Annotated in this window: 16 protein-coding genes; 11 read left to right on the top strand and 5 right to left on the bottom strand. The window is 70.2% G+C overall.

All coding sequences use genetic code 11. The features are described from left to right. Window positions 1–51 precede the first annotated feature (51 nt). Complete coding sequence (locus MKP15_RS05585) at window positions 52–633, bottom strand: NAD(P)H-dependent oxidoreductase (RefSeq protein ID WP_240212049.1); 582 nt, start codon at window positions 631–633, stop codon at window positions 52–54. Between the two features lie 485 nt (window positions 634–1,118). Here MKP15_RS05585 and dapB point away from each other — a divergent pair, with 485 nt between their 5' ends. The 6 genes from dapB (at window position 1,119) to recJ (ending at window position 9,925) form a co-directional block, all read left to right on the top strand. After that, complete coding sequence (gene dapB, locus MKP15_RS05590; RefSeq protein ID WP_161613761.1) at window positions 1,119–1,847, top strand: 4-hydroxy-tetrahydrodipicolinate reductase; 729 nt, start codon at window positions 1,119–1,121, stop codon at window positions 1,845–1,847. 207 nt (window positions 1,848–2,054) lie between these two features. Then, window positions 2,055–3,182 carry a glutamine-hydrolyzing carbamoyl-phosphate synthase small subunit gene (gene carA / locus MKP15_RS05595; protein ID WP_161613762.1) on the top strand — a complete coding sequence of 376 codons (1,128 nt, stop codon included), beginning with the start codon at window positions 2,055–2,057 and terminating at the stop codon, window positions 3,180–3,182. A gap of 109 nt (window positions 3,183–3,291) precedes the next feature. Continuing rightward, the gene (gene carB / locus MKP15_RS05600) at window positions 3,292–6,534 is read left to right on the top strand and encodes a carbamoyl-phosphate synthase large subunit (RefSeq protein WP_104938910.1); all 3,243 of its coding nucleotides are present in this window, start codon (window positions 3,292–3,294) and stop codon (window positions 6,532–6,534) included. Then, window positions 6,531–7,007, top strand: coding sequence for a transcription elongation factor GreA (greA, locus tag MKP15_RS05605; protein WP_104938909.1), 477 nt, complete (start codon window positions 6,531–6,533; stop codon window positions 7,005–7,007). The genes carB and greA overlap by 4 nt, the downstream gene beginning before the upstream one ends. A 268-nt stretch (window positions 7,008–7,275) precedes the next feature. Further along, entirely contained in the window at window positions 7,276–8,205 is a 930-nt protein-coding gene (locus MKP15_RS05610) for a phosphoglycerate mutase (RefSeq protein ID WP_104938908.1), read from the top strand. After that, the gene (recJ, locus tag MKP15_RS05615) at window positions 8,198–9,925 is read left to right on the top strand and encodes a single-stranded-DNA-specific exonuclease RecJ (RefSeq protein WP_240212050.1); all 1,728 of its coding nucleotides are present in this window, start codon (window positions 8,198–8,200) and stop codon (window positions 9,923–9,925) included. The genes MKP15_RS05610 and recJ overlap by 8 nt, the downstream gene beginning before the upstream one ends. 21 nt (window positions 9,926–9,946) lie before the next feature. Here the strand turns inward: recJ and MKP15_RS05620 are convergent, their stop codons facing one another. Next, window positions 9,947–11,137, bottom strand: a complete 1,191-nt coding sequence (locus MKP15_RS05620; RefSeq protein ID WP_240212051.1) for an acyltransferase — start codon at window positions 11,135–11,137, stop codon at window positions 9,947–9,949. 151 nt (window positions 11,138–11,288) lie between these two features. Between MKP15_RS05620 and MKP15_RS05625 the strand changes: the two genes are divergently transcribed. Beyond that, window positions 11,289–12,167, top strand: coding sequence for a LytTR family DNA-binding domain-containing protein (locus tag MKP15_RS05625; protein ID WP_104940205.1), 879 nt, complete (start codon window positions 11,289–11,291; stop codon window positions 12,165–12,167). Window positions 12,168–12,248: 81 nt separating this feature from the next. On the opposite strand, the gene MKP15_RS05630 is transcribed toward MKP15_RS05625, so the two are convergent. Next, complete coding sequence (locus tag MKP15_RS05630; protein WP_240212052.1) at window positions 12,249–13,592, bottom strand: ABC transporter substrate-binding protein; 1,344 nt, start codon at window positions 13,590–13,592, stop codon at window positions 12,249–12,251. A gap of 124 nt (window positions 13,593–13,716) precedes the next feature. Further along, the gene (locus tag MKP15_RS05635; protein WP_240212053.1) at window positions 13,717–14,859 is read right to left on the bottom strand and encodes a PPC domain-containing protein; all 1,143 of its coding nucleotides are present in this window, start codon (window positions 14,857–14,859) and stop codon (window positions 13,717–13,719) included. Between the two features lie 169 nt (window positions 14,860–15,028). Here MKP15_RS05635 and prfB point away from each other — a divergent pair. The 4 genes from prfB (at window position 15,029) to MKP15_RS05655 (ending at window position 21,207) form a co-directional block, all read left to right on the top strand. Next, window positions 15,029–16,154, top strand: a protein-coding gene (gene prfB / locus MKP15_RS05640) for a peptide chain release factor 2 (protein WP_104938903.1) whose coding sequence is annotated in 2 segments (ribosomal slippage) — window positions 15,029–15,103 and window positions 15,105–16,154 — 1,125 coding nt in all. Because the reading frame shifts where the segments join, the coding sequence is not laid out codon by codon here. A 102-nt stretch (window positions 16,155–16,256) separates the two neighbouring features. After that, window positions 16,257–17,774 (top strand): lysine--tRNA ligase, encoded by a 1,518-nt coding sequence (gene lysS, locus MKP15_RS05645; RefSeq protein ID WP_104938902.1) that lies wholly within the window; start codon window positions 16,257–16,259, stop codon window positions 17,772–17,774. A 192-nt stretch (window positions 17,775–17,966) separates the two neighbouring features. Beyond that, on the top strand, window positions 17,967–19,028 hold the full coding sequence (locus MKP15_RS05650) for a two-component system response regulator (protein WP_104938901.1): 1,062 nt from the start codon (window positions 17,967–17,969) through the stop codon (window positions 19,026–19,028). Between the two features lies 1 nt (window position 19,029). Further along, window positions 19,030–21,207: a response regulator gene (locus MKP15_RS05655; protein ID WP_240212054.1), complete on the top strand. Its 2,178-nt coding sequence runs from the start codon at window positions 19,030–19,032 to the stop codon at window positions 21,205–21,207. A gap of 24 nt (window positions 21,208–21,231) precedes the next feature. Here the strand turns inward: MKP15_RS05655 and MKP15_RS05660 are convergent, their stop codons facing one another. Beyond that, complete coding sequence (locus tag MKP15_RS05660; protein ID WP_240212055.1) at window positions 21,232–22,119, bottom strand: crotonase/enoyl-CoA hydratase family protein; 888 nt, start codon at window positions 22,117–22,119, stop codon at window positions 21,232–21,234. Window positions 22,120–22,223: the final 104 nt, after the last annotated feature.

Consider the following 22,223-nt stretch of genomic DNA (forward strand, 5'->3'; position numbering starts at 1 on the left):
GGCCCCGGCAGTGGCGGCGCGGCAGCGCCGCGGAGTCCGCGCTCGCGCCGCTCAGCCTGCGCGTGACCCGAGTTCGGACGCCAGCGCCAGCCATCGTTCGCGTTGTGCCGGGGTGCTGTTGCGTACCACGCCCAGCCGGCTGACCCGCACCGGGCGGATGCCACAGAATTCCAGGATGGTGGCGCGGAGCTGGGCGATGCCCGGGTCGCGGTAGATCCAGCGGTAGTACCAGGGCGGCGTGTCCAGGGTGGTGATCACCCGTGCGCTACGACCGGCCAGCAGGCGATCCCACCAGGGCGAATCGCGCCGGTGGCGGAACGCGAAGCCCGGCAACAGCACGCGATCGAAGAAGCCCTTCAGCAACGCCGGCATTCCGCCCCACCAGGTCGGGTAGACCAGCACCAGGTGGTCACAGGCGCGGATCGCTTCGGCCGCATCCTCCAGATCCGGTTCCAGCGGCTGGACCTGGTGGTAGCCATGGTGCAATACCGGATCGAAGCCCAGTTCGCCCAGCGCGATCAGGCGCACCTGGTGGCCGGCAGCCCCGGCGGCGGTGGCGTAGCTGTGGGCGAGGGCGCCGCACAGGCTGTCGCGGTCGGGATGGCCCAGCAGGATCAGGATGGAGCGGGACACGGCAACCTCTGGCAAGGGAAAGGGCGCAATACAGGGCGCTGCCCGCGGGGCAGGTCCACGCCGGGCGCGTGCGGCGGCCCGGGCGCGGTGCGCGGCCACTGCCGCAAAGCGCCGGCGACCGCGTGCTGGGTGGGGCCGACCCGGCGCGGTCGCGGATGTCCGGCCGCAGCATGTGTGCCGGGGTGCAGGAATGGCCGACGCTACCGGCGTTGCATGCCGGCCATGACGCCCAGGCCGATGTCCCCGCGCCGGGGTCGGGCGGGTCGGCCGGAGCCATGCGGCATCCCGCGCAGCGTAGTCGCGGTAGGTGTTCAGGCGCGGCACCGCGGCATCGGCGGGCCGTCATGCGCTGTGTCCACGCGAGTGCCGCGTGGTCCAGTGTCGCCGCTTGGCATCGGGCGATGGTTATCCCGTGCATGAAGGAGCGTTCAGCGTGGCGGCGCCGGCGCTTGCCCGGGCGGGCATGCTGCCGCTAGCCTGCGGGCATGAACCAGACTCCCCTGCGATTGCTCATTCACGGTGCTTCCGGGCGCATGGGCCAGGCCCTGCTGCGGCTGGCGGCGGACGATCCCGCGCTGCAGGTGGTCGCCGCGGTGCTGCGCAAGGCGCCGGCACAGCGCGTGATCGATGGCGTGCCGCACTTCGCCGCCAGTGAAATGCCGGGTGCGCCCGAGTTCGACGTGGCCATCGATTTCAGCCTGCCGGGTGGTTTCGACCCGGTGCTGGCACTGTGCGTGGCGCGCGGCGTGGCGTTCGTTTCCGGCACCACCGGCATCGATGCGTCGCAGCAGGCGGCGCTGGCGGCCGCCGCGCAGCGGATCCCGCTGACCTGGGCGACCAATTTCAGCCTGGGCGTGGCGGTGCTGGCCGAGCTGGTGGAGCGGGCGGCGGCGAGCCTGCCGGGCTGGGACTGCGACATCGTCGAATCGCACCACGTGCACAAGAAGGATGCCCCGTCCGGTACCGCGCTCACGCTCGGGGAGTCGGCCCGGCACGGGGGCGCCGAGCCGCGTTACGCCAGCCTGCGCGCCGGCGACATCATCGGCGAGCATCTGGTTCAGTTCACCGGGATGGGCGAACGGCTGGAACTGGTGCACCGCGCCACCAACCGCGACATTTTCGCCCGGGGTGCCCTGCATGTGGCGCGGCAGCTGCACGGACGGGCGCCCGGGCGCTATTCGGTGCGCGAGCTGGTGGCGCCCGCCAGCAGCTGAACAGGCGCCGGGCACGGCAGCCGGCGGGCCGGCGGCGCACGCACGCGGCGCTGGCGCCGATGGCGCCCATGCCTTTACAATTCCCGCTCGCCGAATCACGTCAGCCGGACCGGTTTAACACCGCCGTCCGCGCTTTTTTGCAACCGGTTTTTGCCGTGAGCGCAGGCGTGGCTTCGGAGCCCCCTCGGTAGCCAAAGTGAGATTCCCGTGACCCAAGCCGCAATCCTCGTGCTCGAAGACGGCACCGTATTCGAGGGCGAATCCGTAGGCGCGCCCGGCCTGTCCGTGGGTGAGGTGGTGTTCAACACCGCGATGACCGGTTACCAGGAAATGCTGACCGATCCGTCCTACGCCAGGCAGATGATCACCCTGACGTATCCGCACATCGGCAACACCGGCACCACCGAGCAGGACAACGAGGCGTCGCAGGTCTGGGCCGCGGGCCTGATCGTGCGCGACGTGCCGCGCCGCCCGAGCAGCTGGCGCAACCAGCGCTCGCTGCCGGACTGGCTGCAGCAGCGCGGCGTGGTCGCCATCGCCGGCATCGATACCCGCAAGCTGACCCGCATCCTGCGCGAGCGCGGTGCCCAGAACGGCGCGCTGATGGCCGGCCCGGACATCGACGTGGACAAGGCGCTGGAAGCGGCGCGCAAGTTCCCCGGCCTGAAGGGCATGGACCTGGCCAAGGTGGTCAGCACCGACAAGCCCTATGCCTGGCGCGAAGGCCAGCTGGACCTGGACCAGGGCCAGTTCGTCCAGGCCGAGCCGAAGTTCAAGGTCGTGGCCTACGATTTCGGGGTCAAGGCCAACATCCTGCGCATGCTCGCCGAGCGCGGCTGCGACCTCACCGTGGTGCCGGCGCAGACCCCGGCCGCCGAGGTGCTGGCGATGAATCCCGACGGCGTGTTCCTGTCCAACGGCCCGGGCGACCCGGAGCCGTGCGACTACGCCATCGCCGCGATCAGGGAGTTCGTGGATCGCCGGATTCCGACCTTCGGCATCTGCCTGGGCCACCAGCTGCTCGGCCTGGCCTCGGGCGCCAACACCATGAAGATGGGCCACGGCCACCACGGCGCCAACCACCCGGTGCAGGACCTGGACAGCGGCCGGGTCATGATCACCTCGCAGAACCATGGCTTCGCCATCGATGAAAGCACGCTGCCGGCGAACCTGCGGGTCACCCAGCGCTCGCTGTTCGACCAGACCATCCAGGGCGTGGAGCGCACCGACGCGCCGGCGTTCTCCTTCCAGGGCCATCCGGAAGCGTCGCCCGGGCCGCACGACGTGGCGCCGCTGTTCGACCGTTTCATCGCGATGATGGCCCAGGCCAGGTAATCCCGCCGCCGGACCGGCCTTCCGTTCCGGCACGACCGCGACGGATGCGGCCCTCCAGCGCACGTCTTCACTCACTGCGGCCCGCCGCAGCCCCCATGCGAGTACTGAAATGCCAAAGCGCACCGATCTAAAAACCATCCTGATCATCGGCGCCGGCCCGATCGTCATCGGCCAGGCCTGCGAGTTCGACTACTCCGGCGCGCAGGCGTGCAAGGCGCTGCGCGACGAGGGTTACCGCGTGGTGCTGGTCAACTCCAACCCGGCCACGATCATGACCGATCCGGAGATGGCCGATGCGGTCTACATCGAACCGATCAACTGGCAGACCGTCGAGAAGATCATCGACAAGGAGCGCCCGGACGCGCTGCTGCCGACCATGGGCGGGCAGACCGCGCTGAACTGCGCGCTGGACCTGGCCGACCACGGCGTGCTGGAGAAGTACAACGTCGAGCTGATCGGCGCCAAGCGCGAAGCGATCCGCATGGCCGAGGACCGCGAGCTGTTCCGCGTGGCGATGCAGGAGATCGGCCTGGAGTGCCCGAAGGCCGCCGTCGCCCACACGCTGGAAGAGGCGCTGGAGATCCAGACCCGGGTCGGCTACCCGACCATCATCCGCCCGTCCTTCACCCTGGGCGGCAGCGGCGGCGGCATTGCCTACAACCGCGAAGAGCTGATCGAGATCGTCAACCGCGGCCTGGAACTGTCGCCGACCACCGAAGTGCTGGTCGAGGAGTCGGTGCTGGGCTGGAAGGAATTCGAGATGGAAGTGGTCCGCGATACCGCGGACAACTGCATCATCGTCTGCTCGATCGAGAACCTGGACCCGATGGGCGTGCACACCGGTGACTCGATCACCGTGGCCCCGGCGCAGACCCTGACCGACAAGGAATACCAGCGCCTGCGCGACGCCTCGATCGCCGTGCTGCGCAAGATCGGCGTGGACACCGGCGGTTCCAACGTGCAGTTCGGCATCAGCCCGACCACCGGCCGGGTGGTGGTGATCGAGATGAACCCGCGCGTATCGCGTTCCTCGGCGCTGGCCTCCAAGGCCACCGGCTTCCCGATCGCCAAGGTCGCCGCCAAGCTGGCGGTGGGCTACACCTTGGACGAGCTGAAGAACGAGATCACCGGCGGCCTGACCCCGGCCTCGTTCGAGCCGTCGATCGACTACGTGGTCACCAAGATCCCGCGTTTCGCCTTCGAGAAGTTCCCGGCCGCCGACGCGCGCCTGACCACCCAGATGAAGTCGGTGGGCGAGGTGATGGCGATGGGCCGCACCTTCAAGGAATCGCTGCAGAAGGCCCTGCGCGGCCTGGAGACCGGCAAGATCGGGCTGGACCCGACCGGCCTGGACCTGGGCAACGAGGATGACATCGCCACGCTCAAGCGCGAGCTGAAGGCGCCGGGCCCCGAGCGCCTGTTCTACGTGGGCGACGCGTTCCGCGCCGGCATGGGCGTGGACGACGTCTACGGCCTGTCCTGGATCGACCCGTGGTTCCTGGACCAGATCGAGGACATCATCGCCGACGAGAAGCAGGTGCGCGCCGAAGGCATCGACGCACTCGACGGCAAGCGCCTGCGCGCGCTCAAGCGCGCCGGTTTCTCCGACGCGCGGCTGGCGCAGCTGACCGGCACCAACGAGGCGGCGATCCGCGCCCTGCGCCGCGCGCACAAGGTGCGCCCGGTGTACAAGCGGGTGGATTCGTGCGCCGCCGAGTTCGCCACCAGCACCGCCTACCTGTACTCGACCTACGAGGACGAGTGCGAGGCCAACCCGAGCAACCGCGACAAGATCATGATCCTCGGCGGCGGCCCCAACCGCATCGGCCAGGGCATCGAGTTCGACTACTGCTGCGTGCATGCCGCGCTCGCCCTGCGCGAGGACGGCTATGAAACCATCATGGTCAACTGCAATCCGGAAACCGTCTCCACCGACTACGACACCTCCGACCGCCTGTACTTCGAGCCGCTGACGCTGGAGGACGTGCTGGAGATCGTCGAGCTGGAGCAGCCCAAGGGCGTGATCGTGCAGTACGGCGGCCAGACCCCGCTCAAGCTGGCGCGTGCGCTGGAAGCCAACGGCGTGCCGGTGATCGGCACCTCGCCCGATTCCATCGACCTGGCCGAGGACCGCGAGCGGTTCCAGAAGCTGGTGCAGGAACTGGGCCTGAAGCAGCCGCCGAACCGCACCGCGCGCACCGCCGACGAGGCGCTGGTGCTGGCCCGCGAGATCGGCTACCCGCTGGTGGTGCGCCCGAGCTACGTGCTTGGTGGCCGCGCCATGGAGATCGTCTACGGCGAATCGGACCTGGCCCGCTACGTGCGCGACGCGGTCAAGGTCTCCAACGACTCGCCGGTACTACTGGACCACTTCCTCGACGCCGCGGTGGAAGCGGACGTGGACATCATCTGCGACAAGGACGGCAACGTCCTGATCGGCGGGGTGATGGAGCACATCGAGGAAGCCGGCGTGCATTCGGGCGATTCCTCCTGCTCGCTGCCGCCGTACTCGCTGTCGCCGGCCACCCAGGACGAGCTGCGCCGCCAGGTGCGTGAACTGGCCAAGGCGCTGAACGTGGTCGGGCTGATGAACACCCAGTTCGCGATCCAGCCCGACGCCGACGGCAACGACGTGATCTTCCTGCTGGAAGTCAACCCGCGTGCCTCGCGCACCGTGCCGTTCGTGTCCAAGGCCACCGGCGTGCCGCTGGCCAAGATCGCCGCCCGCTGCATGGCCGGCATGAGCCTGGCCGAGCAGGGCGCGACCAGCGAAGTGGTGCCGGACTACTACTCGGTGAAGGAGGCGATCTTCCCGTTCGCCAAGTTCCAGGGCGTGGACCCGATCCTCGGGCCGGAAATGCGTTCCACCGGCGAGGTGATGGGCGTGGGCCGCAGCTTCAGCGCCGCCTTCGCGCGCGCGCAGGAGGCCGGCGGCATCAAGACCCCGCCGCCGGGCAAGGCGTTCATCTCGGTGCGCGACGCCGACAAGCCGCGCGTGCTGCCGGCGGTGCAGGGCCTGGTCGAGCGCGGCTACTCGGTGGTGGCCACCCGCGGCACCGCGGCGTGGCTGCAACAGCAGGGCATTGCCTGCGAGGTGGTCAACAAGGTGGTCGAAGGCCGCCCGCACATCGTCGACAGCATCAAGAACGGCGAGATCGTCTACATCGTCAACACGACCGAAGGCCGTGCCGCGATCAACGACTCGTTCTCGATCCGCCGTGAGGCGCTGCAGCAGCGCGTCACCTATTCGACCACGGTGGCCGGCGCCAAGGCGCTGGTGCAATCGCTGGAATTCCGCGGCACCGGCCCGGTCTGGTCGCTGCAGGAACTGCACAAGGAGTTGAACGCATGAGAGCCCCCATCACCCTCAAGGGCGCGCAGCGGCTGCGCGACGAGCTGGACCACCTGAAGACCGAAAAGCGTCCGAAGGTGATCGCCGCGATCGCCGAGGCACGCGAGCACGGCGACCTCAAGGAGAACGCCGAGTACCATGCCGCGCGCGAGGAGCAGGGCTTCATCGAAGGCCGCATCAAGCAGCTGGAAGGCGAGCTGTCGCATGCCGAGATCATCGACATCAGCAAGCTCAACGCCGGCAGCCGGGTGGTGTTCGGCGCGACCGTGACGCTGGCCGACGTGGAGAGCGACGAGGAAAAGCGTTACCAGATCGTCGGCGACCTGGAAGCGGACATCAAACTCGGCCTGATCGCCATCTCCTCGCCGGTGGCGCGCGCACTGATCGGCAAGAACGAGGGCGATACCGTCGCCATCGCCGCGCCGGCCGGCCAGCGCGAGTACGAGATCGTCAGCGTCGAATACCTCGATTGAGTCCGGCGGCGCGGGCTTTCCCGCGCGACGCGCCGGCGATGACGCCAGGCAGCACGGCCGTCCCCGCTTCGCGCGGGGCAGGGCCCGGCTTCCCTGGGGCGCGGCACAGGCGCCGTGATCGCAGGAGCGGCCGCGGCCAGGCGCGGTTTGGCGGCCGCCGGTTTCGCCCGTACCCTCGCTCATGCCCCGGCGACACCCGCCGGATCCGAGACAACCCGGCAGTCCTGCCGGGGCGTTTCCCGCCGGCAAGCGCACAGCAGAGCCCTCCATGACCCACGCCAAAGCCACCTTGCTGCTCCCCGCCCGCAGCCGTTTCCCGGGCGGCACCCTGCCGGCACGGGTGGCCAGCGCGCTGGGACGCGCCGACCGCAGTACCGGCGACGCCGGCGAATCGGCGCAGTTGCGCCGGCATTTCCAGGTGCAGCCCGATGACTGGTCGGCCGCCGCGCTCACCCGCCAGGTCGATGCCGGCGATGCCAGCGGCAGCCTGTGGCTGCGCGCCGACCCGGCCAACGTGATGCCGGACATGCAGGGCGCGCGGTTGATGGCATCGGCCGAGAGCCTGCGCCTGGAGCCGGCCGACGCGGCCGCGCTGCTGCCCGCGCTGCAGCCGCTGTTCGCCGGGTTCGGTTTCCAGCTCGACGCGCCGTCGCCGTCGCGCTGGTACCTGCGCCTGCCCGACGACACGCCGCTGCCGGCATTCACCGCGCCCGATGCCGCGCTGGGCGACGACCTGTTCGAACACCTGCCCGAGGGCGACAACGGGCGCCAGTGGCGGGCGCTGCTGACCGAGGCCCAGGTGGTCCTGCACCAGCATCCGTGGAACCAGCAGCGCACAGCACAGGGCAGGCGTGCGGTCAACTCGCTGTGGTTCTGGGGCGCCGGCCGGTTGCCGCAATCGGTGCGCACCGGGCATGCCCAGGTGCGCAGCCGCGATGCGCTGCTGCAGGGGCTGGCGGCCATGGCCGGGGTGCGCATTGATGGCGACCAGGCGGTGGATGCGCTGGTGGACCTGCGCCAGCTGCGCTCGCTGGAACAGCTCACCGGCGACGCCATCACGCCGCTGCTCGATGCCATGGCCCGCGGTGAACTGCGCGAGCTGCGGCTGGATTTCGAGGATGGCGCCTGTTTCCGCATCCACCGTGGCCAGCGCTGGCACTTCTGGAAGAAGCCGCTGGCGGCACTGCGCGATGAATGATGGCCTGAAGATCGTCCGCCGCCCGCCCGGCGACGCCGGGCAGTGGGACGAGGGCATGCTGCCGCTGCTGCGCCGCATCTACGCCGCGCGCGGCGTGCGCTGCACCGAGCAGGCGCAGCCGAAACTGGCGCAACTGCACCCGCCGGAGCTGCTTGGCGGCATGCACGCGGCGGTGCAATTGCTGGCCGCGGCGATCGCCGCCGACCGGCGCATCCTGATCGTCGGCGACTTCGATTGCGACGGCGCCACCGCGTGCGCGGTCGGCGTGCGCGGCCTGCGCCTGCTCGGCGCCCGCGACGTGGTGCATGCGGTGCCCAACCGCATGCTGCATGGCTACGGCCTGTCGCCGTCGCTGGTGGCCGAGCTGGCGGCGCTGCAGCCGGCGCTGCTGGTGACGGTGGACCACGGCATCGCCTGCCATGCCGGCGTCGCCGCGGCCAAGGCGCTGGGCTGGCAGGTGCTGGTGACCGACCACCACCTGCCCGGCGAACAGCTGCCGGCGGCCGATGCCATCGTCGATCCGAACCTGGACGGGGATGCCTTCCCGAGCAAGGCGCTGGCCGGCGTCGGGGTGATCTTCTACGTGCTGATGGCGTTGCGCCGGCACCTGCGCGAGGCCGGCGCGTTCGCCGATGGCAAGGGCCCGGACCTGACCCCGCTGCTGGACCTGGTGGCGGTGGGAACCGTCGCCGACCTGGTGGCGCTGGACGACAACAACCGCGCGCTGGTCGCGGCCGGCCTGCGCCGGTTGCGCGCCGGCCAGGGCTGCGTCGGCCTGCGCGCGCTGATCGAGGCCAGCGGCCGCGACCCGCGGCGGCTGACCGCCAGCGATATCGGCTTCGCCCTGGGCCCACGGCTGAACGCCGCCGGTCGGCTCGAGGACATGGCCCTGGGCATCGAACTGCTGCTGACCGAAGACCCGGCGCAGGCACGCGAGATTGCCGCGTTGCTGGAAGAGATCAACGCCGAGCGCCGGGCGGTGCAGCAGTCGATGACCGACGACGCCGAGCTGGCGGTGTCGCGGGTACTGCTGGACGGCAGCGGCGGGCGTCCGGTGGCGGCCTGCCTGTTCGATGCGCAGTGGCATCCCGGCGTGGTCGGGCTGGTCGCCTCGAAAATGAAGGACCGCCTGCACCGCCCGGTGATCGCCTTCGCCCCGGCCGAGCCGGGTGCGCAGGCGCTGCGCGGCTCGGCGCGCTCGATTCCCGGCTTTCACATCCGCGATGCGCTGGCCGCGGTGGATGCGCGCCATCCCGGGCTGATCGAGCGTTTCGGCGGGCATGCCATGGCCGCCGGCCTGAGCCTGCCGTTGTCGCGGCTGGAGGCGTTCCGTACCGCGTTCGAGCAGCAGGTGCTGGCGACGCTGGACCCGGCGTTGCTGCAGCAGCAACTGCTCAGCGACGGCGAACTGTCCGCGGCCGAGCTGGATTTCCGCCACGCCGAGGCGCTGCGCCTGGCCGGGCCGTGGGGGCAGGGGTTCCCGGAGCCGCTGTTCGACGGCCACTTCGAGGTGGCCAACTGGCGCGTGCTCAAGGAGCGCCACCTGAAACTGGAGCTGCGCCTGCCCGGCCTGGCCGCGCCACTTAATGCGATTCACTTCGGCGGCTGGACCGGCACCGCCCCGGGCCGCCACGTGCACCTGGCCTACCGCCTGGTCGGTGACGATTACCGCGGTGGCGGCGCGATCCAGTTGATCGTGGAGCACTGCCAGGCGGCCTAGGCATGGCACTGCCGCCGGCGCTCATGGACGGCTGTCGGCCACCCTCGGCGCCGGCGCGGCGGCGGCCGCGGACCTGAGCCCGAACAGCGGACGCAGCCAGCCGACGCGCCGGATCACGGCGTAAGCCCCCAGGCACAGTGCGAACGTCGCCACCACCAGCAGCACGGCCTCGGCCATGGCCGGAATGTGCAGCGGCTTGAGCGCGTGGGCCAGCACCACGATCACCGTCTGGTGGAGGATGTACAGCGGGAACACCGCCAGGCTCAGGTAGCGCAGCAGCGGGCTGTCGACGTCGCGCCAGCGGTAGGCGAAGCCGAGCAGCGCGGCGATGGCGCACCACTGGTCCAGCGCCCAGGCCACGCGCAGCCACTGGCGCAGCGGTTCCGGTACCGGGTGGGCATCGTCATGGCCGGCGAAGTACCAGGTATGGACCAGCAGCGCGTAGCTGCCGGCGGCCAGCAGCAGCGCCGGCCAGCGCAGGCGCTGCAGCGAGCGCCAGAAGCCCTCGTTGAAGGCCACCAGGAAGCCGATCAGGTACACGCTCGCGTACTGCGCGTGGTTGTACCAGTCGTCCACCAGCGCATGGGTCTGCTCGAAACGCGCCACCAGCAGCAGCCGTGCCAGCGCCAGCAGCAGCGCCGGCAGCAGCAGCGCGCCCCAGCCCTGCAGCAGGCGGGCGCTGGCGTCGCGCAGCGCCGCCAGCGCGGGTGCCGGCAGCCGCCACAGCAGCCATGCCAGCAGCGTGTAGCACCACAGGTAGGGCAGGAACCACAGGTGGTTCCAGGTCGGCAGGACCAGGCACTTGCCGTCGCTGCCGCAGAAGCCCTGGTAGGCAGACAGGTACTTGCCATAGAAGTCCAGCCCGCTGCCGGTATAGCCGCCGGGCAGCTGTTCGACCACCTGCAGGTAGGCCTGCGGCGGCACGATCACCAGCATCCCGAACAGCAGCGGCAGCAGCAGCTGGCGCGAGCGACGGCGCACGAAGCCTTCGCCGCGGCCGCGCAGCATGAACGCGGTGGCGACACCGGAGATCAGGAACAGCAGCGACATCCGCCAGGGGCTGGTGAGCAGCATGAACGGTTCCGGCGCGGTGCTGGCCGCCGGGCTTTTCACGTGCCAGCCCCAGCTCACGTAGTACATGCCCACGTGGTAGAGCACCAGCAGGCAGAAGGCGAAGACGCGGACCCGGTCCAGGTCGTGGCGGCGTTGCATCGTGGTGGCATCCGGTGATGTTGGAAAGGCCGCCAGCCTTGCCGCGCCCGGCCCGCCCGGCCAGTGCCAGGGGACGGCCGGGGGGCGTGCAGGGACGAACGGTGGGCGCGCGGGGACCGCCGGAACCACGCCAGCGGCTAGAATGCAGCCGATGCGCGACGCCGAACCGCTGCCGTACGAACGCTATCTGCCATGGAGGCGCTGGGTCGAGGTCGGCTTCTGGCTGGTGATGATCGGTGGCAACTGCGTCGCCAACAGCGTGGTCACGCTGATGGACCTGCGTCGCCGCGGCTCGGATATCGCCGCCTGGGAGCCGGCGCTGTGGGAGGCCAGCAGTGCGCTGGTCTGGCTGCTGTTGATCCTCCCGGGCATGGCCTGGTTCACCCGTCGCCATCCATTCCAGTGGAGCGGGTGGGGGCGGCAGGCGCTGCGCTATTTCGCCGCAAGCCTGGGGGTCTGCGGGGTACACGTGCTGGGCATGGTGGCGCTGCGCGCGACCGCATACGCCAGCGTGGGCATGGACTACGACTTCGGGCCGTGGCCGCGGGGCCTGTTCTACGAGTACCTGAAGGACATCCGCAGCTTCGCCTACATCGTTTTGACGATGGAGGCCTACCGCGCCCTGTTGCGGCGCTGGCAGGGCGAGGCCAGTCTGCTGTCCGAGCCGGACGAAGGCCCGCCGCTGGAGCCGGTGGAGCGCCCGGAACGCTTCCTGGTGCGCAAGCTCGGCCGGGAGTTCCTGGTCGCCGCCGGCGACATCGAATGGCTGCAGGCCGCCGGCAACTACGTCAACCTGCGGGTGCGCGGCCACGACTATCCGCTGCGCAGCACCATCGCCGGGATCGAGGCGCGGCTGGACCCGGACAGCTTCGTGCGCATCCACCGCAGCTACATCGTGCACCTGGCGCAGGTGGTGTCGCTCGAACCGCTGGACAGCGGCGATGCCCGTGTGCACCTGCGCGACGGCAGCGTGCTGCCGTGCAGCCGCCGCTACCGGGCCGCGCTGCGTGCGCGCGGCGCGATGGAATAGCCGGCCGCGCGCGCGGCCGCCGGGCCCCCGCGCGGGCGGGTGCGCAGGCCGCCAGACGACGGCCTGCGCGATGCCGCGGGTTTACCGGCGCCGGACCAGCAGCCGGTAGGCGCCCGTCGCGGACGGGTCGAAGCTGTGCGCCATCAGCACGTACTGGCCGGCGTCCAGCTCGATCTCCAGCTGCGGATCCAGGCTGGTGTCGCTGTCGTCCTGCGAGGCGACTTCCTCGCCGTCGCGCATCAGGGTGATCATGCCGTCCAGGCCGTTGCTGCCGGTCATGCTGATCACGTAGTGGCCCTTGCGCGGGACCTCCAGCGTGTACAGGCTGCGCGAACCGGCGATCAGCTGGCCGCTGGTCTCGCGGCCGGGGACGAGCACCGGGCGGGTCGGGCCATCCGGCGCCGGCGCGGTGCTGGTGGCGATCTGGAAGATGCCGCCGCGGCCGTTCACCGAGCGCACCGAAACGTTGTACTCGCCCGGGTCCAGGACCTGCGACAGGCGCGAGTTCACGCCGCCGCCGCCATCGTCGTCGCTGAGCGTGAAGTCGGGGCCCTGCAGGGTCAGGAAGGTGTCGATGTCGCGGCTGCTGGCGTCGAACTGCACGCGGCGGCGGTCCGCCAGCGAGAACACGAAGCTGCGGGTCTGGTCGGCGCCGACGAAGCTGCTGGCCAGGCCTTCCAGCGGCAGCGCGCCGCCGTCCTCGAACACCAGCCCTTCCGGGAAATCGGCCCGCTCCACGCCCAGGTAGAACGCGCCGCCGTTGCGCGAGAAGGCGTTGGCGGTGAGGGTGTAGGTTCCCGGCTGCAGCGGTGCCACCAGCCGCGAATTGGTGCCGTTGCCGCCGTCGTCGTCTTCCAGCGCCACGCCGTTGCCGCTGAGCTCCAGCCGGGTGTCGAACGCGTCCGACTCCAGCGAGACGGTGTACAGCCCGGGGGTGTCGACCTGCAGGGTATAGGTCTGGCGGTCGCCGACCAGCCAGTCGGTGATGCGCTGGCCGGCCGCCAGCGGCTTGCCGTCATAGGCGACGATCGGCGTGGCGGTGAGGTGGAACGGGCCGAAGGCGCGGGCGTCGGCGCCGCTGACCGCGACCAGGTACTGGCCGCCCTTGTCGGCGCGCACGCTGAGCTGGGCACCTTCGCCGCAGCCGCATTCGGTGCGGCCGACCAGCATGTCGCGGTGGAACACCGCCAGCGTGCCGTTGAGCGGGCCGTCCAGTTTCAGCGATACCGCCTGGCCGGCCGCCAGCTGCAGGCTGAACAGCTGGCTGCGGCTGCCGTCGCTGTAGTTCAGCGCGGTGGCGGAGGTGATTTCACCCGAGGTCTCGCCGTTGCTGGCGAGGGGGCGGGCGGCGGGGGCGGCGTGAACGGGGGCGTTCAGGCCGGCGGCGATGGCGAGGGTCAGCACTCCAGCTGCGAGTCGCTTCACGTGGGGGTTCCTTGGTGTGTTGCAGGGGGACGGCCAGTGCCGGGCGCGACGCAGGTGGACTGCTGGCGCCGCTGGCCAGGGGGAAGCGCCGGGACGGCGGGCAGGGACCCGCCGCCCCGGTGCTTCAGTTCGCGATGGCCGCCTCGGCCGCCGCGTCGGTGGCGGTGGCGGCGTCCTTGCGGTTGCTGTTGGCGGGCGCGGCGGCGTCGCCGCCCAGGTCGGTGGTCTCCAGCTCGAATACGCCCTGCTGGCTGCCGAAGCTGGAAACGGTCACCGTGTAGCGGCCGGGGCCCATGCGCAGCGCCAGCCGCGCGTTGGTGCCGTTGCCGCCGTCGTCGTCCTCGGCCTCGATGCCGGGGCCGCTGACCCGCAGCACCGAATCGAAGTTGTCGGCGATGGCATCGAACTGCAGGTGGCGCGCGCTATCCAGCTCGAGCACGAAGCTGCGGCGCCCGCGCGAGTCGACCATGCCCTGCGCGGTCTGGCCGACGGCCAGCGCGCTACCGTCGCGGATGATCAGGTCCTTGTCGACCGGGGTCAGCGCGACCTTCAGCGTGAACGCGCCGGTGCCGCCGCTGAGCGACGACGCGGCAACGGTGTACTCGCCCGGCTCCAGGTACGCGCGGATGCGGGCGTTGAGGTTGCCGCCGCCATCGTCGTCCTCGATATCGACGCCACGACCGCTCAGGCGCAGGTAGGCATCGAGCGCGCCCGATTCCATGGTGACGGCGTAGATGCCGGCCTTGTCGACCTTGAGCGTGTAATCCTGTTTTTCGTCCACCAGCCAGTCGATGGCTTCGCTGCCGGCCCCCAGCGGCTTGCCGTCATAGGGCGTGACCTGGCTGCTCTTGAGCTTGAACGGGCCGAACGCATCCGCGCTGGCGCTGTTCACCGCCACCAGGTAGGTGCCATCCTTGGGCGCCTTGAACGCCAGGCTGAGCCCGCGGTCGCCGGCCTCGCCCTCGTGGCCGCCCGCCGAGGCGGTGGCCAGCAGGTTCTGGCCGTCGAACACCGACAGCTGGCCATCGAGCGCGCCGCCCAGTTCCAGGGCCACGGCCTGGCCGCTCTTCAGCGCCATCCGGTAGCCCTGGTGGCGGCTGCCGTCGTTGTAGTTCAGGCGGCTGGAAGAGGTGATCTCGCCGGAGACGCTGTCGCCGACGGCGAAGCTGGGGGCGGTGTCGGCTTCGCCGCCGCCCAGCTTCTGGCAGGCGGCCAGGGCCAGGGTCAGGGAAAGGGCGGCGAACAGGCGGGTGGGGCGTGTATTCAAGCGAGAGTCCTTGATCGGTTGAAAGGGCCGCGCCGCGACGCGGCTGGCCGCGATTCTACCGGCAAGCGCCGGCGGTTCCGCGGGGGACCGGCAGGGCGCGCGCGATCACCGCCGGCGTGGATGGGCGATGCTAGAATTGCCGGCTTGTCTGCACCTGCATGGACCGACCATGATCGAACTGAATCCGATCCGCCAGCGAATCACCGATCTGACCGATCGCGTGGTCTCGCTCAGGGGGTATCTTTGACTACGACGCCAAGAAAGAGCGTCTTGAGGAAGTAACCCGGGAGCTGGAAAGCCCCGATGTCTGGAACAACGCCGAGTACGCGCAGAACCTGGGGCGCGAGCGCGCCAGCCTGGAGAAGACCGTGCTGGGCATCGCCGGCGTGCTCGACGGCATGGCCGAATGCGGCGAACTGCTGGACCTGGCCGAGAGCGAACAGGACGAGGACACCGCGCTGGCGGTGGTCGCGGACCTGGACAAGTACCAGGCGCAGATCGAGAAGCTGGAGTTCCAGCGCATGTTCTCCGGGCAGATGGACTCGGCCAACGCCTTCGTCGACATCCAGGCCGGCGCCGGCGGCACCGAGGCCCAGGACTGGGCCGAGATCCTGCTGCGCATGTACCTGCGCTGGGCCGAGAGCCGCGGCTGGAAGACCGAGCTGCTGGAAGTCTCCGGCGGCGAAGTGGCCGGCATCAAGTCGGCGACGTTCCGCGTGGAGGGCGATTTCGCCTACGGCTGGCTGAAGACCGAGATCGGCGTGCACCGCCTGGTGCGCAAGAGCCCGTTCGATTCGGACAACCGCCGTCACACCAGCTTCACCTCGGTGTTCGTGTCGCCGGAAGTGGATGACAACATCGACATCCAGATCAACCCGGCCGACCTGAAGACCGACGTGTACCGGTCTTCCGGTGCCGGTGGCCAGCACGTCAACAAGACCGAATCGGCCGTGCGCATCACCCACGTCCCCAGCGGGGTGGTGGTGGCCTGCCAGACCGAGCGCAGCCAGCACGCCAACCGCGACCGCGCGATGAAGATGCTGGCCGCCAAGCTGTACGAGCTGGAGATCCAGAAGCGCAACGCCGAGAAGGATGCGGTGGAAGCCACCAAGTCCGACATCGGCTGGGGCAGCCAGATCCGCAATTACGTGCTGGACCAGAGCCGCATCAAGGACCTGCGGACCGGCATCGAGCGCAGCGATACCCAGAAGGTGCTCGACGGCGACCTGGACGAATTCGTCGAGGCCAGCCTCAAGTCCGGCCTGGAAGCCGGTTCCAAGCGCATCGACGCGTAACCGGCGCGCGGCGGCCCCGGCGGCCGCGCGTCCGCTCCACCGCCCGTCCATCGGCATGATGGCCGGGCCTGTTTCCTCCCCCGCCACCACCAAGCCAACGCCATGAACGACCAGACCCCCGCGCCGCAGACCCCCGTCGACGAGAACAGCCTCATCGCCGAGCGCCGCGCGAAACTCACGGCGTTGCGCGGGCAGGGGATCGCCTACCCGAACGACTTCCGCCGCGAACACTTCGCCGGCGCGCTGCAGGCCGAGTTCGCCGACGCCGGTACCTGGACCGCCGAGGCGCTGGAAGCCTCCGGCCGCACCGTGAAGATGGCCGGCCGGCTGATGGCCAAGCGGATCATGGGCAAGGCCAGCTTCGCCCAGATCCAGGACGAGTCCGGCCGCATCCAGCTGTTCCTGCAGGCGACCGCGCTGGACGAGGCCTATGCCGCGTTCAAGGGCTGGGACGTGGGCGACATCATCGCCGTGGAAGGCGGTCTGACCCGCACCAAGACCGGCGAGCTGTCGGTCAAGGCCACCGCGCTGCGGCTGCTGACCAAGTCGCTGCGCCCGCTGCCGGACAAGTGGCATGGCCTGGCCGACGTCGAGCAGCGCTACCGCCAGCGCTACGTGGACCTGATCGTGACCCCGGAGTCGCGCGAGGTGTTCGTCAAGCGCTCCAAGATCATCCGCGCCATGCGCGCCTGGCTGGACGCGCGCGACTTCCTCGAAGTCGAGACGCCGATGATGCATTACATCCCCGGCGGCGCCACCGCCAAGCCGTTCACCACCCATCACAACGCGCTGGACCTGGACCTGTACCTGCGCGTGGCCCCGGAGCTGTACCTCAAGCGCCTGGTGGTCGGCGGCCTGGAGCGGGTCTACGAGATCAACCGCAATTTCCGCAACGAGGGCGTGAGCACCCGCCACAACCCGGAATTCACCATGATGGAGCTGTACGAGGCCTACGCCACGTACAACGAAGTGATGGACCTGACCGAGGGCGTGATCCGCGACGTGGCCCGGCAGGTGCTGGGCACCACCACGGTGGAGTGGGACGGCGCCAGCATCGACCTGGCCCCGGCCTTCCGCCGCTGGCGCATGGACGAGGCGGTCCGCCACCACAACCCGGAAATCAGCGTCGCCGACTGCACCGACCGCGACGCCCTGCTGCGCCATTGCGAGCGGCTGAAGATCAAGGTCAAGCCGTCCTGGGGCTGGGGCAAGCTGCTGCTGGAAATCTTCGAAGCCACGGTGGAGCACACCCTGGTGCAGCCGACCTTCATCACCGACCACCCGGTGGAGGTGTCGCCGCTGGCCCGCGCCAGCGACACCGAGCCGGGCTACACCGACCGCTTCGAGCTGTTCATCAACGGCAAGGAGATCGCCAACGGCTTCTCCGAGCTGAACGACCCGGAGGACCAGGCCGCGCGCTTCCAGGCGCAGGTGGAGGCCAAGCAGGGCGGTGACGACGAGGCCATGCACTACGATTCGGACTACATCCGCGCCCTGGAATACGGCATGGCCCCGACCGGCGGCCTGGGCATCGGCATCGACCGCCTGGTGATGATGCTGACCGGCCGCGCCTCGATCCGCGACGTGCTGCTGTTCCCGTACATGCGCCCGGAGAACTGAGCGCGCGCCCGCTCCGCCGGGCGCCGCGCACCGGCTTGCGGGCCCGCCCGGGCACGGGCGTATTGCAGGGCCGGCGCATGCAGTTGATGATGCGATGTCCGCCGGACCGTGCCCGCAGGGGCCGGTGAGGAGGCGCGGCGTGCCGGGAGCCTGACTTCCCGGCAACAGCGGTTTCATCGGACAGACAGTCACATGCGCTTGGAAATCGTCATCGTCGACGACCAGACATCGGCCCGCAGCATGGTGCGGCATGTGCTGGAAGACATCTCGCCGGAACTGGGCGTGTACGACTTCGCCGATCCGCTGGAGGCGCTGGTCTGGTGCCAGTCGCACGATACCGACCTGCTGCTGCTCGACTACCGCATGCCCAACATGGACGGGCTGGAGTTCGCCCAGCGCTTCCGGCGCATGCCCGGCAACCGCGACGTCCCGATCGTGCTGATCACCGTGGTCGGCGACGAGCCGCTGCGGCAGAGCGCGCTCGAGGCCGGGGTCATCGATTTCCTGGTCAAGCCGATCCGCCCGCGCGAACTGCGCGCGCGCTGCAACAACCTGCTGCAGCTGCGGCGCCACAGCCAGAGCGTGCGCCAGCGGGCACTGTCGCTGGAACAGCGGCTGCTGGCCAGCATGCACGAGGTCGAGGAGCGCGAGCGCGAGACCCTGTCACGGCTGGCGCGCGCCATCGAGTACCGCGACGCCGGCACCAGTGCCTTCCTCGAGCGCATGGCGCATGTCGCCGGGCTGATCGCCGACGAACTGGGGCTGCCCAGCGAGGACGTGCGCACCATCGAGATGGCCGCGCCGCTGCACGACATGGGCAAGATCGCCATACCCGATTCGATCCTGCTCAAGTCGGGCAAGCTGGACGAGGACGAGCTGGCGGTCATGCGCCGCCACCCGCGCATCGGCCACGAGCTGCTCAGCGGCAGCAACAACCGCTTCATCCAGATGGGCGCGACCATCGCCCTGCGCCACCACGAGCGCTACGACGGCAGCGGCTACCCCGACGGCCTGGTGGGCGAGGACATCCCGCTGGAAGCGCGCATCGTCGCGGTGGCCGACGTGTTTGACGCGCTGCTGTCGCCGCGGCCGTACAAGGAGGCCTGGTCGATGGACGCCGCGCTGGCCTACCTCTACGCCCAGCGCGGGCGCCTGTTCTGCCCGCGCTGCGTGGATGCGCTGCTGCAGGCGCGCGAGCGGCTGGAGCAGGTCTGCGCCCGCTACTCGGCGGCGTTCCCGAGACCGGAAGCCTGACATGACGAGCGCGTTCGCCTGGCTGCGCCAGCGCCTGCGGCAACGCGGGGACAGCGAGCACGCGCAGGCGCTGGTGCGCATCGTGATGATCGCGCTGATCCTGTGTTACGTGCTGTTGTCGGCCAAGCGCTGGAGCCTGCCGCCGGGGCAACTGCAGCTGGTGATCACCCTGATCCTGATCGCCCAGGGCCTGTCGCTGGTGCTGATGGGCTGGCTGCTGTGGAAGCCGGGACGCTCGGACCTGCGTCGGATCCTGGGCATGGTCGACGACTACGCGCTGATGTCCGCGGCGATGAGCACCATCGGCGAGCCGATGGCCTGCATCTACGTGGTGGTGATGTGGGTCACCGTCGGCAACGGCATGCGCTTCGGCAACCGCTACCTGATGCTGGCCGTGGTCATGGCCACCACCAGCTTCGGCATCACCCTGGCGCTGAGCGACTACTGGCAGCGCAACCTGGCGCTGGGCATCGGCCTGCTGGTCGGGCTGGCGGCGATCCCGCTGTATTTTTCCAGCCTGTTGCGGCAGTTGACCCGGGCGATGGCCGAGGCGCGCCGCGCCAGCGACGCCAAGAGCCGCTTCCTGGCCAACATGAGCCACGAATTCCGGACCCCGCTCAACGGCCTGTCCGGCATGACCGAACTGCTCGCCACCACCCGCCTGGACGAAGAGCAGCGCGAGTGCCTGGGCACGATCCAGGCCTCGGCGCGGACCCTGCTGGCGCTGGTGGAGGAAGTGCTGGACATTTCCGCGATCGAGGCCGGCAAGCTGCGCATCAACGCCCGCGATTTCTCGCTGGCCGAGCTGGTGCACTCGATCGGCCTGATCCTGGCCCCGCAGGCGCGCGCCAAGCGCCTGGACTACCGCGTGTTCGTCGAGTCCGGGGTGCCCGACGGGCTGCATGGCGATGTGGGCCACCTGCGCCAGATCCTGCTCAACCTGGCCGGCAACGCGGTCAAGTTCACCGACCATGGCCAGGTGGAAATCCGGGTGTCGGTCAGCCAGTCGGGGCAGGACGTGCCGCTGCGGCTGCGCTTCGAGATCCTGGATACCGGCATCGGCGTGCCGGCTGCGCTGCGGCCGCGGCTGTTCGACGCTTTCGAGCAGGCCGACGTGTCCATGGCCCGGCGCCACGAGGGCACCGGACTGGGCACGGCCATCGCCAAGGGCCTGGCCCAGGCCATGGGCGGCGAGATCGGTTACCGCGAGAACCTGCCGGCCGGCAGCTGCTTCTGGGTGGAGCTGCCGCTGGGCCGGGCACTGGCCACGCCCGTGGCCGAGGCCGGGGCGGTGCCGGGCAGCGAGGCCGCGGCCGCCGAGGACCCCGGCAACGTCATCGCCTTCACCGACCCGTTCCGCCGCCACCGCGCGCGCGTGCGCAGCCTGGACATCCTGGTGGCCGACGACCACGAGGCCAACCGCATGGTGCTGCAGCGGCTGCTGCAGAAGGCCGGCCACCGCGTCACCTGCGTGCACGGCGCCGAGGAGGCGCTCGATGCCATGGCCGCGCGCGAGTTCGACGTGGCCATCACCGACCTGCACATGCCCGGCATGAGCGGGCTGGACCTGCTCCGGGAGCTGCGGGTGATGCAGGCCGGTGGCGGCCCGCGCACGCCGGTGGTGATCCTCAGTGCCGATGTCACGCCCGAGGCCATCCAGCGCTGCAACCAGGCCGGGGCGCACGCGTTCATGGCCAAGCCGGTGGTGGCGGCCCGGCTGCTGGAGACCATGGCCGACATCGCCAGCGGCGCGGCGGCCGGCAGCCGCGACATGGCCGCGGTGATTCCCACCTTCGCCGACGGCGACGCGGTGCTCGATACCGGCGTGCTCGACGAGCTGACCGCGCTGGGCATGGGCAAGGGCTTCGAGCGCGAGTTCGTGCGCCAGTGCCTGGAGGACCTGGAGAGCGGCATCGGCGCCTTGCCCGGCGATGCGCGGGGCGAGGACTGGACGCGGCTGCGCGAACACGCCCATGCGATCAAGGGCGTGGCCGCCAACCTGGGGTTGCTGAAAGTCGCCCGGCAGGGGGGAGAGTTGATGCGCATGGCCGACTGGCAACTCAAGGGCGAATGGAAGCCGCTGCACGCGCGCATCGGTGCCGCGCTGCAGGAGGGACGCCAGGCGCTGGACGCGCGCGCCCAGGGGCGCGCGCAATCGCACGACGACGTGACCGGCTGAGTTCCATCGCCGTCCCGGTGCGGTTCAACCCCGCACCTGGCCGCTGCGGCGGGTCTGCGCCTTGACCAGCCGGTCCATGGTGCGCAGCGACTTCTCGTCCAGCGCCAGCGCCGCATCCACCCAGACCCGGGTGATGTCCATCAGCTCCTGGTAGTCGACCCGGTTGGAAATGCCGCGTACCGCGTTCATCGCCAGGTACGACTGCGGGATGCGCTGCTGCTGCCGGATCAGGTCGTTGACCGCCTGTTCGCCGTGGCCGCGCGGCACCAGGACGTCGACCACGCCCATGGCATGCATTTCCTCGGCGCTGTACACACGGCCCTCGAGGATGATGCGCTCGGCCAGCTGCGGCGACACCCGCCGGCTCAGGAAGTTGTAGGCGCCCATGCCCGGGAACAGGCCGAACAGCACTTCGGGCAGGCCCATGCCGACGCCTTCCTCGGCGACGATGGTGTGGCAGGACAGGGCCATCTCCAGGCCGCCGCCGAGCGCATCGCCCTGCAGCAGGGCGATGGTGCGGAAGCTGCCGTCCAGTCCGGCATGGAAACGGTACACGCCGTCGACGCAGCTGCGCGCGTAGCGCAGCAGGCCGTCGCCGTCGCGCGCGCGGATCAGCGCGGAGAACACATCCAGGTCGCCGCCGAGGTTGAAGGCGTCGGCCGCCGACGCCAGCACCAGGTGGCGCAGGCGCCCGGGACGGGCCTGCGGGTCGCCGCTGATGCCGTCCAGGTAGGCGTGCATCTCGGTCATCAGCGGCTTGCGGAAGCAGGGACGCACGCCCGGGCCGGCGTCGGCGTGCATGTGCAGCCAATGCACGTCGCCGACGGCGTCGTCGTGCACGCGGATGGTGGAGTAGGGGGTGGCGTAGTCGGTGGCGGGGGTGCCGACGGGCAACAGTTCGATCGCGTTCATGGGCTGGGTCCTTGCAGGAGGCCCGCAGAATCGGAAGCGTGGGCGGCGGGCCGGACGCTGGCACTCCGCGATCCTACACGCGCCATGGTCCGGCGCATGCGCAA

This window comes from Stenotrophomonas sp. Y6, assembly GCF_022436665.1.
In the GTDB taxonomy this organism is placed as follows: Bacteria; Pseudomonadota; Gammaproteobacteria; order Xanthomonadales; family Xanthomonadaceae; genus Stenotrophomonas; species Stenotrophomonas acidaminiphila_A.

Bases quoted from the DNA above. Each gene is read 5' to 3' on its own strand.
- greA (WP_104938909.1), top strand. From the start codon at position 6,531: ATGAGAGCCCCCATCACCCTCAAGGGCGCGCAGCGGCTGCGCGACGAG.
- MKP15_RS05650 (WP_104938901.1), top strand. From the start codon at position 17,967: ATGCGCTTGGAAATCGTCATCGTCGACGACCAGACATCGGCCCGCAGC.
- recJ (WP_240212050.1), top strand. From the start codon at position 8,198: ATGAATGATGGCCTGAAGATCGTCCGCCGCCCGCCCGGCGACGCCGGG.
- carB (WP_104938910.1), top strand. From the start codon at position 3,292: ATGCCAAAGCGCACCGATCTAAAAACCATCCTGATCATCGGCGCCGGC.
- MKP15_RS05620 (WP_240212051.1), bottom strand. From the start codon at position 11,137: ATGCAACGCCGCCACGACCTGGACCGGGTCCGCGTCTTCGCCTTCTGC.
- MKP15_RS05610 (WP_104938908.1), top strand. From the start codon at position 7,276: ATGACCCACGCCAAAGCCACCTTGCTGCTCCCCGCCCGCAGCCGTTTC.
- dapB (WP_161613761.1), top strand. From the start codon at position 1,119: ATGAACCAGACTCCCCTGCGATTGCTCATTCACGGTGCTTCCGGGCGC.
- lysS (WP_104938902.1), top strand. From the start codon at position 16,257: ATGAACGACCAGACCCCCGCGCCGCAGACCCCCGTCGACGAGAACAGC.
- MKP15_RS05655 (WP_240212054.1), top strand. From the start codon at position 19,030: ATGACGAGCGCGTTCGCCTGGCTGCGCCAGCGCCTGCGGCAACGCGGG.
- MKP15_RS05660 (WP_240212055.1), bottom strand. From the start codon at position 22,119: ATGAACGCGATCGAACTGTTGCCCGTCGGCACCCCCGCCACCGACTAC.
- MKP15_RS05625 (WP_104940205.1), top strand. From the start codon at position 11,289: ATGCGCGACGCCGAACCGCTGCCGTACGAACGCTATCTGCCATGGAGG.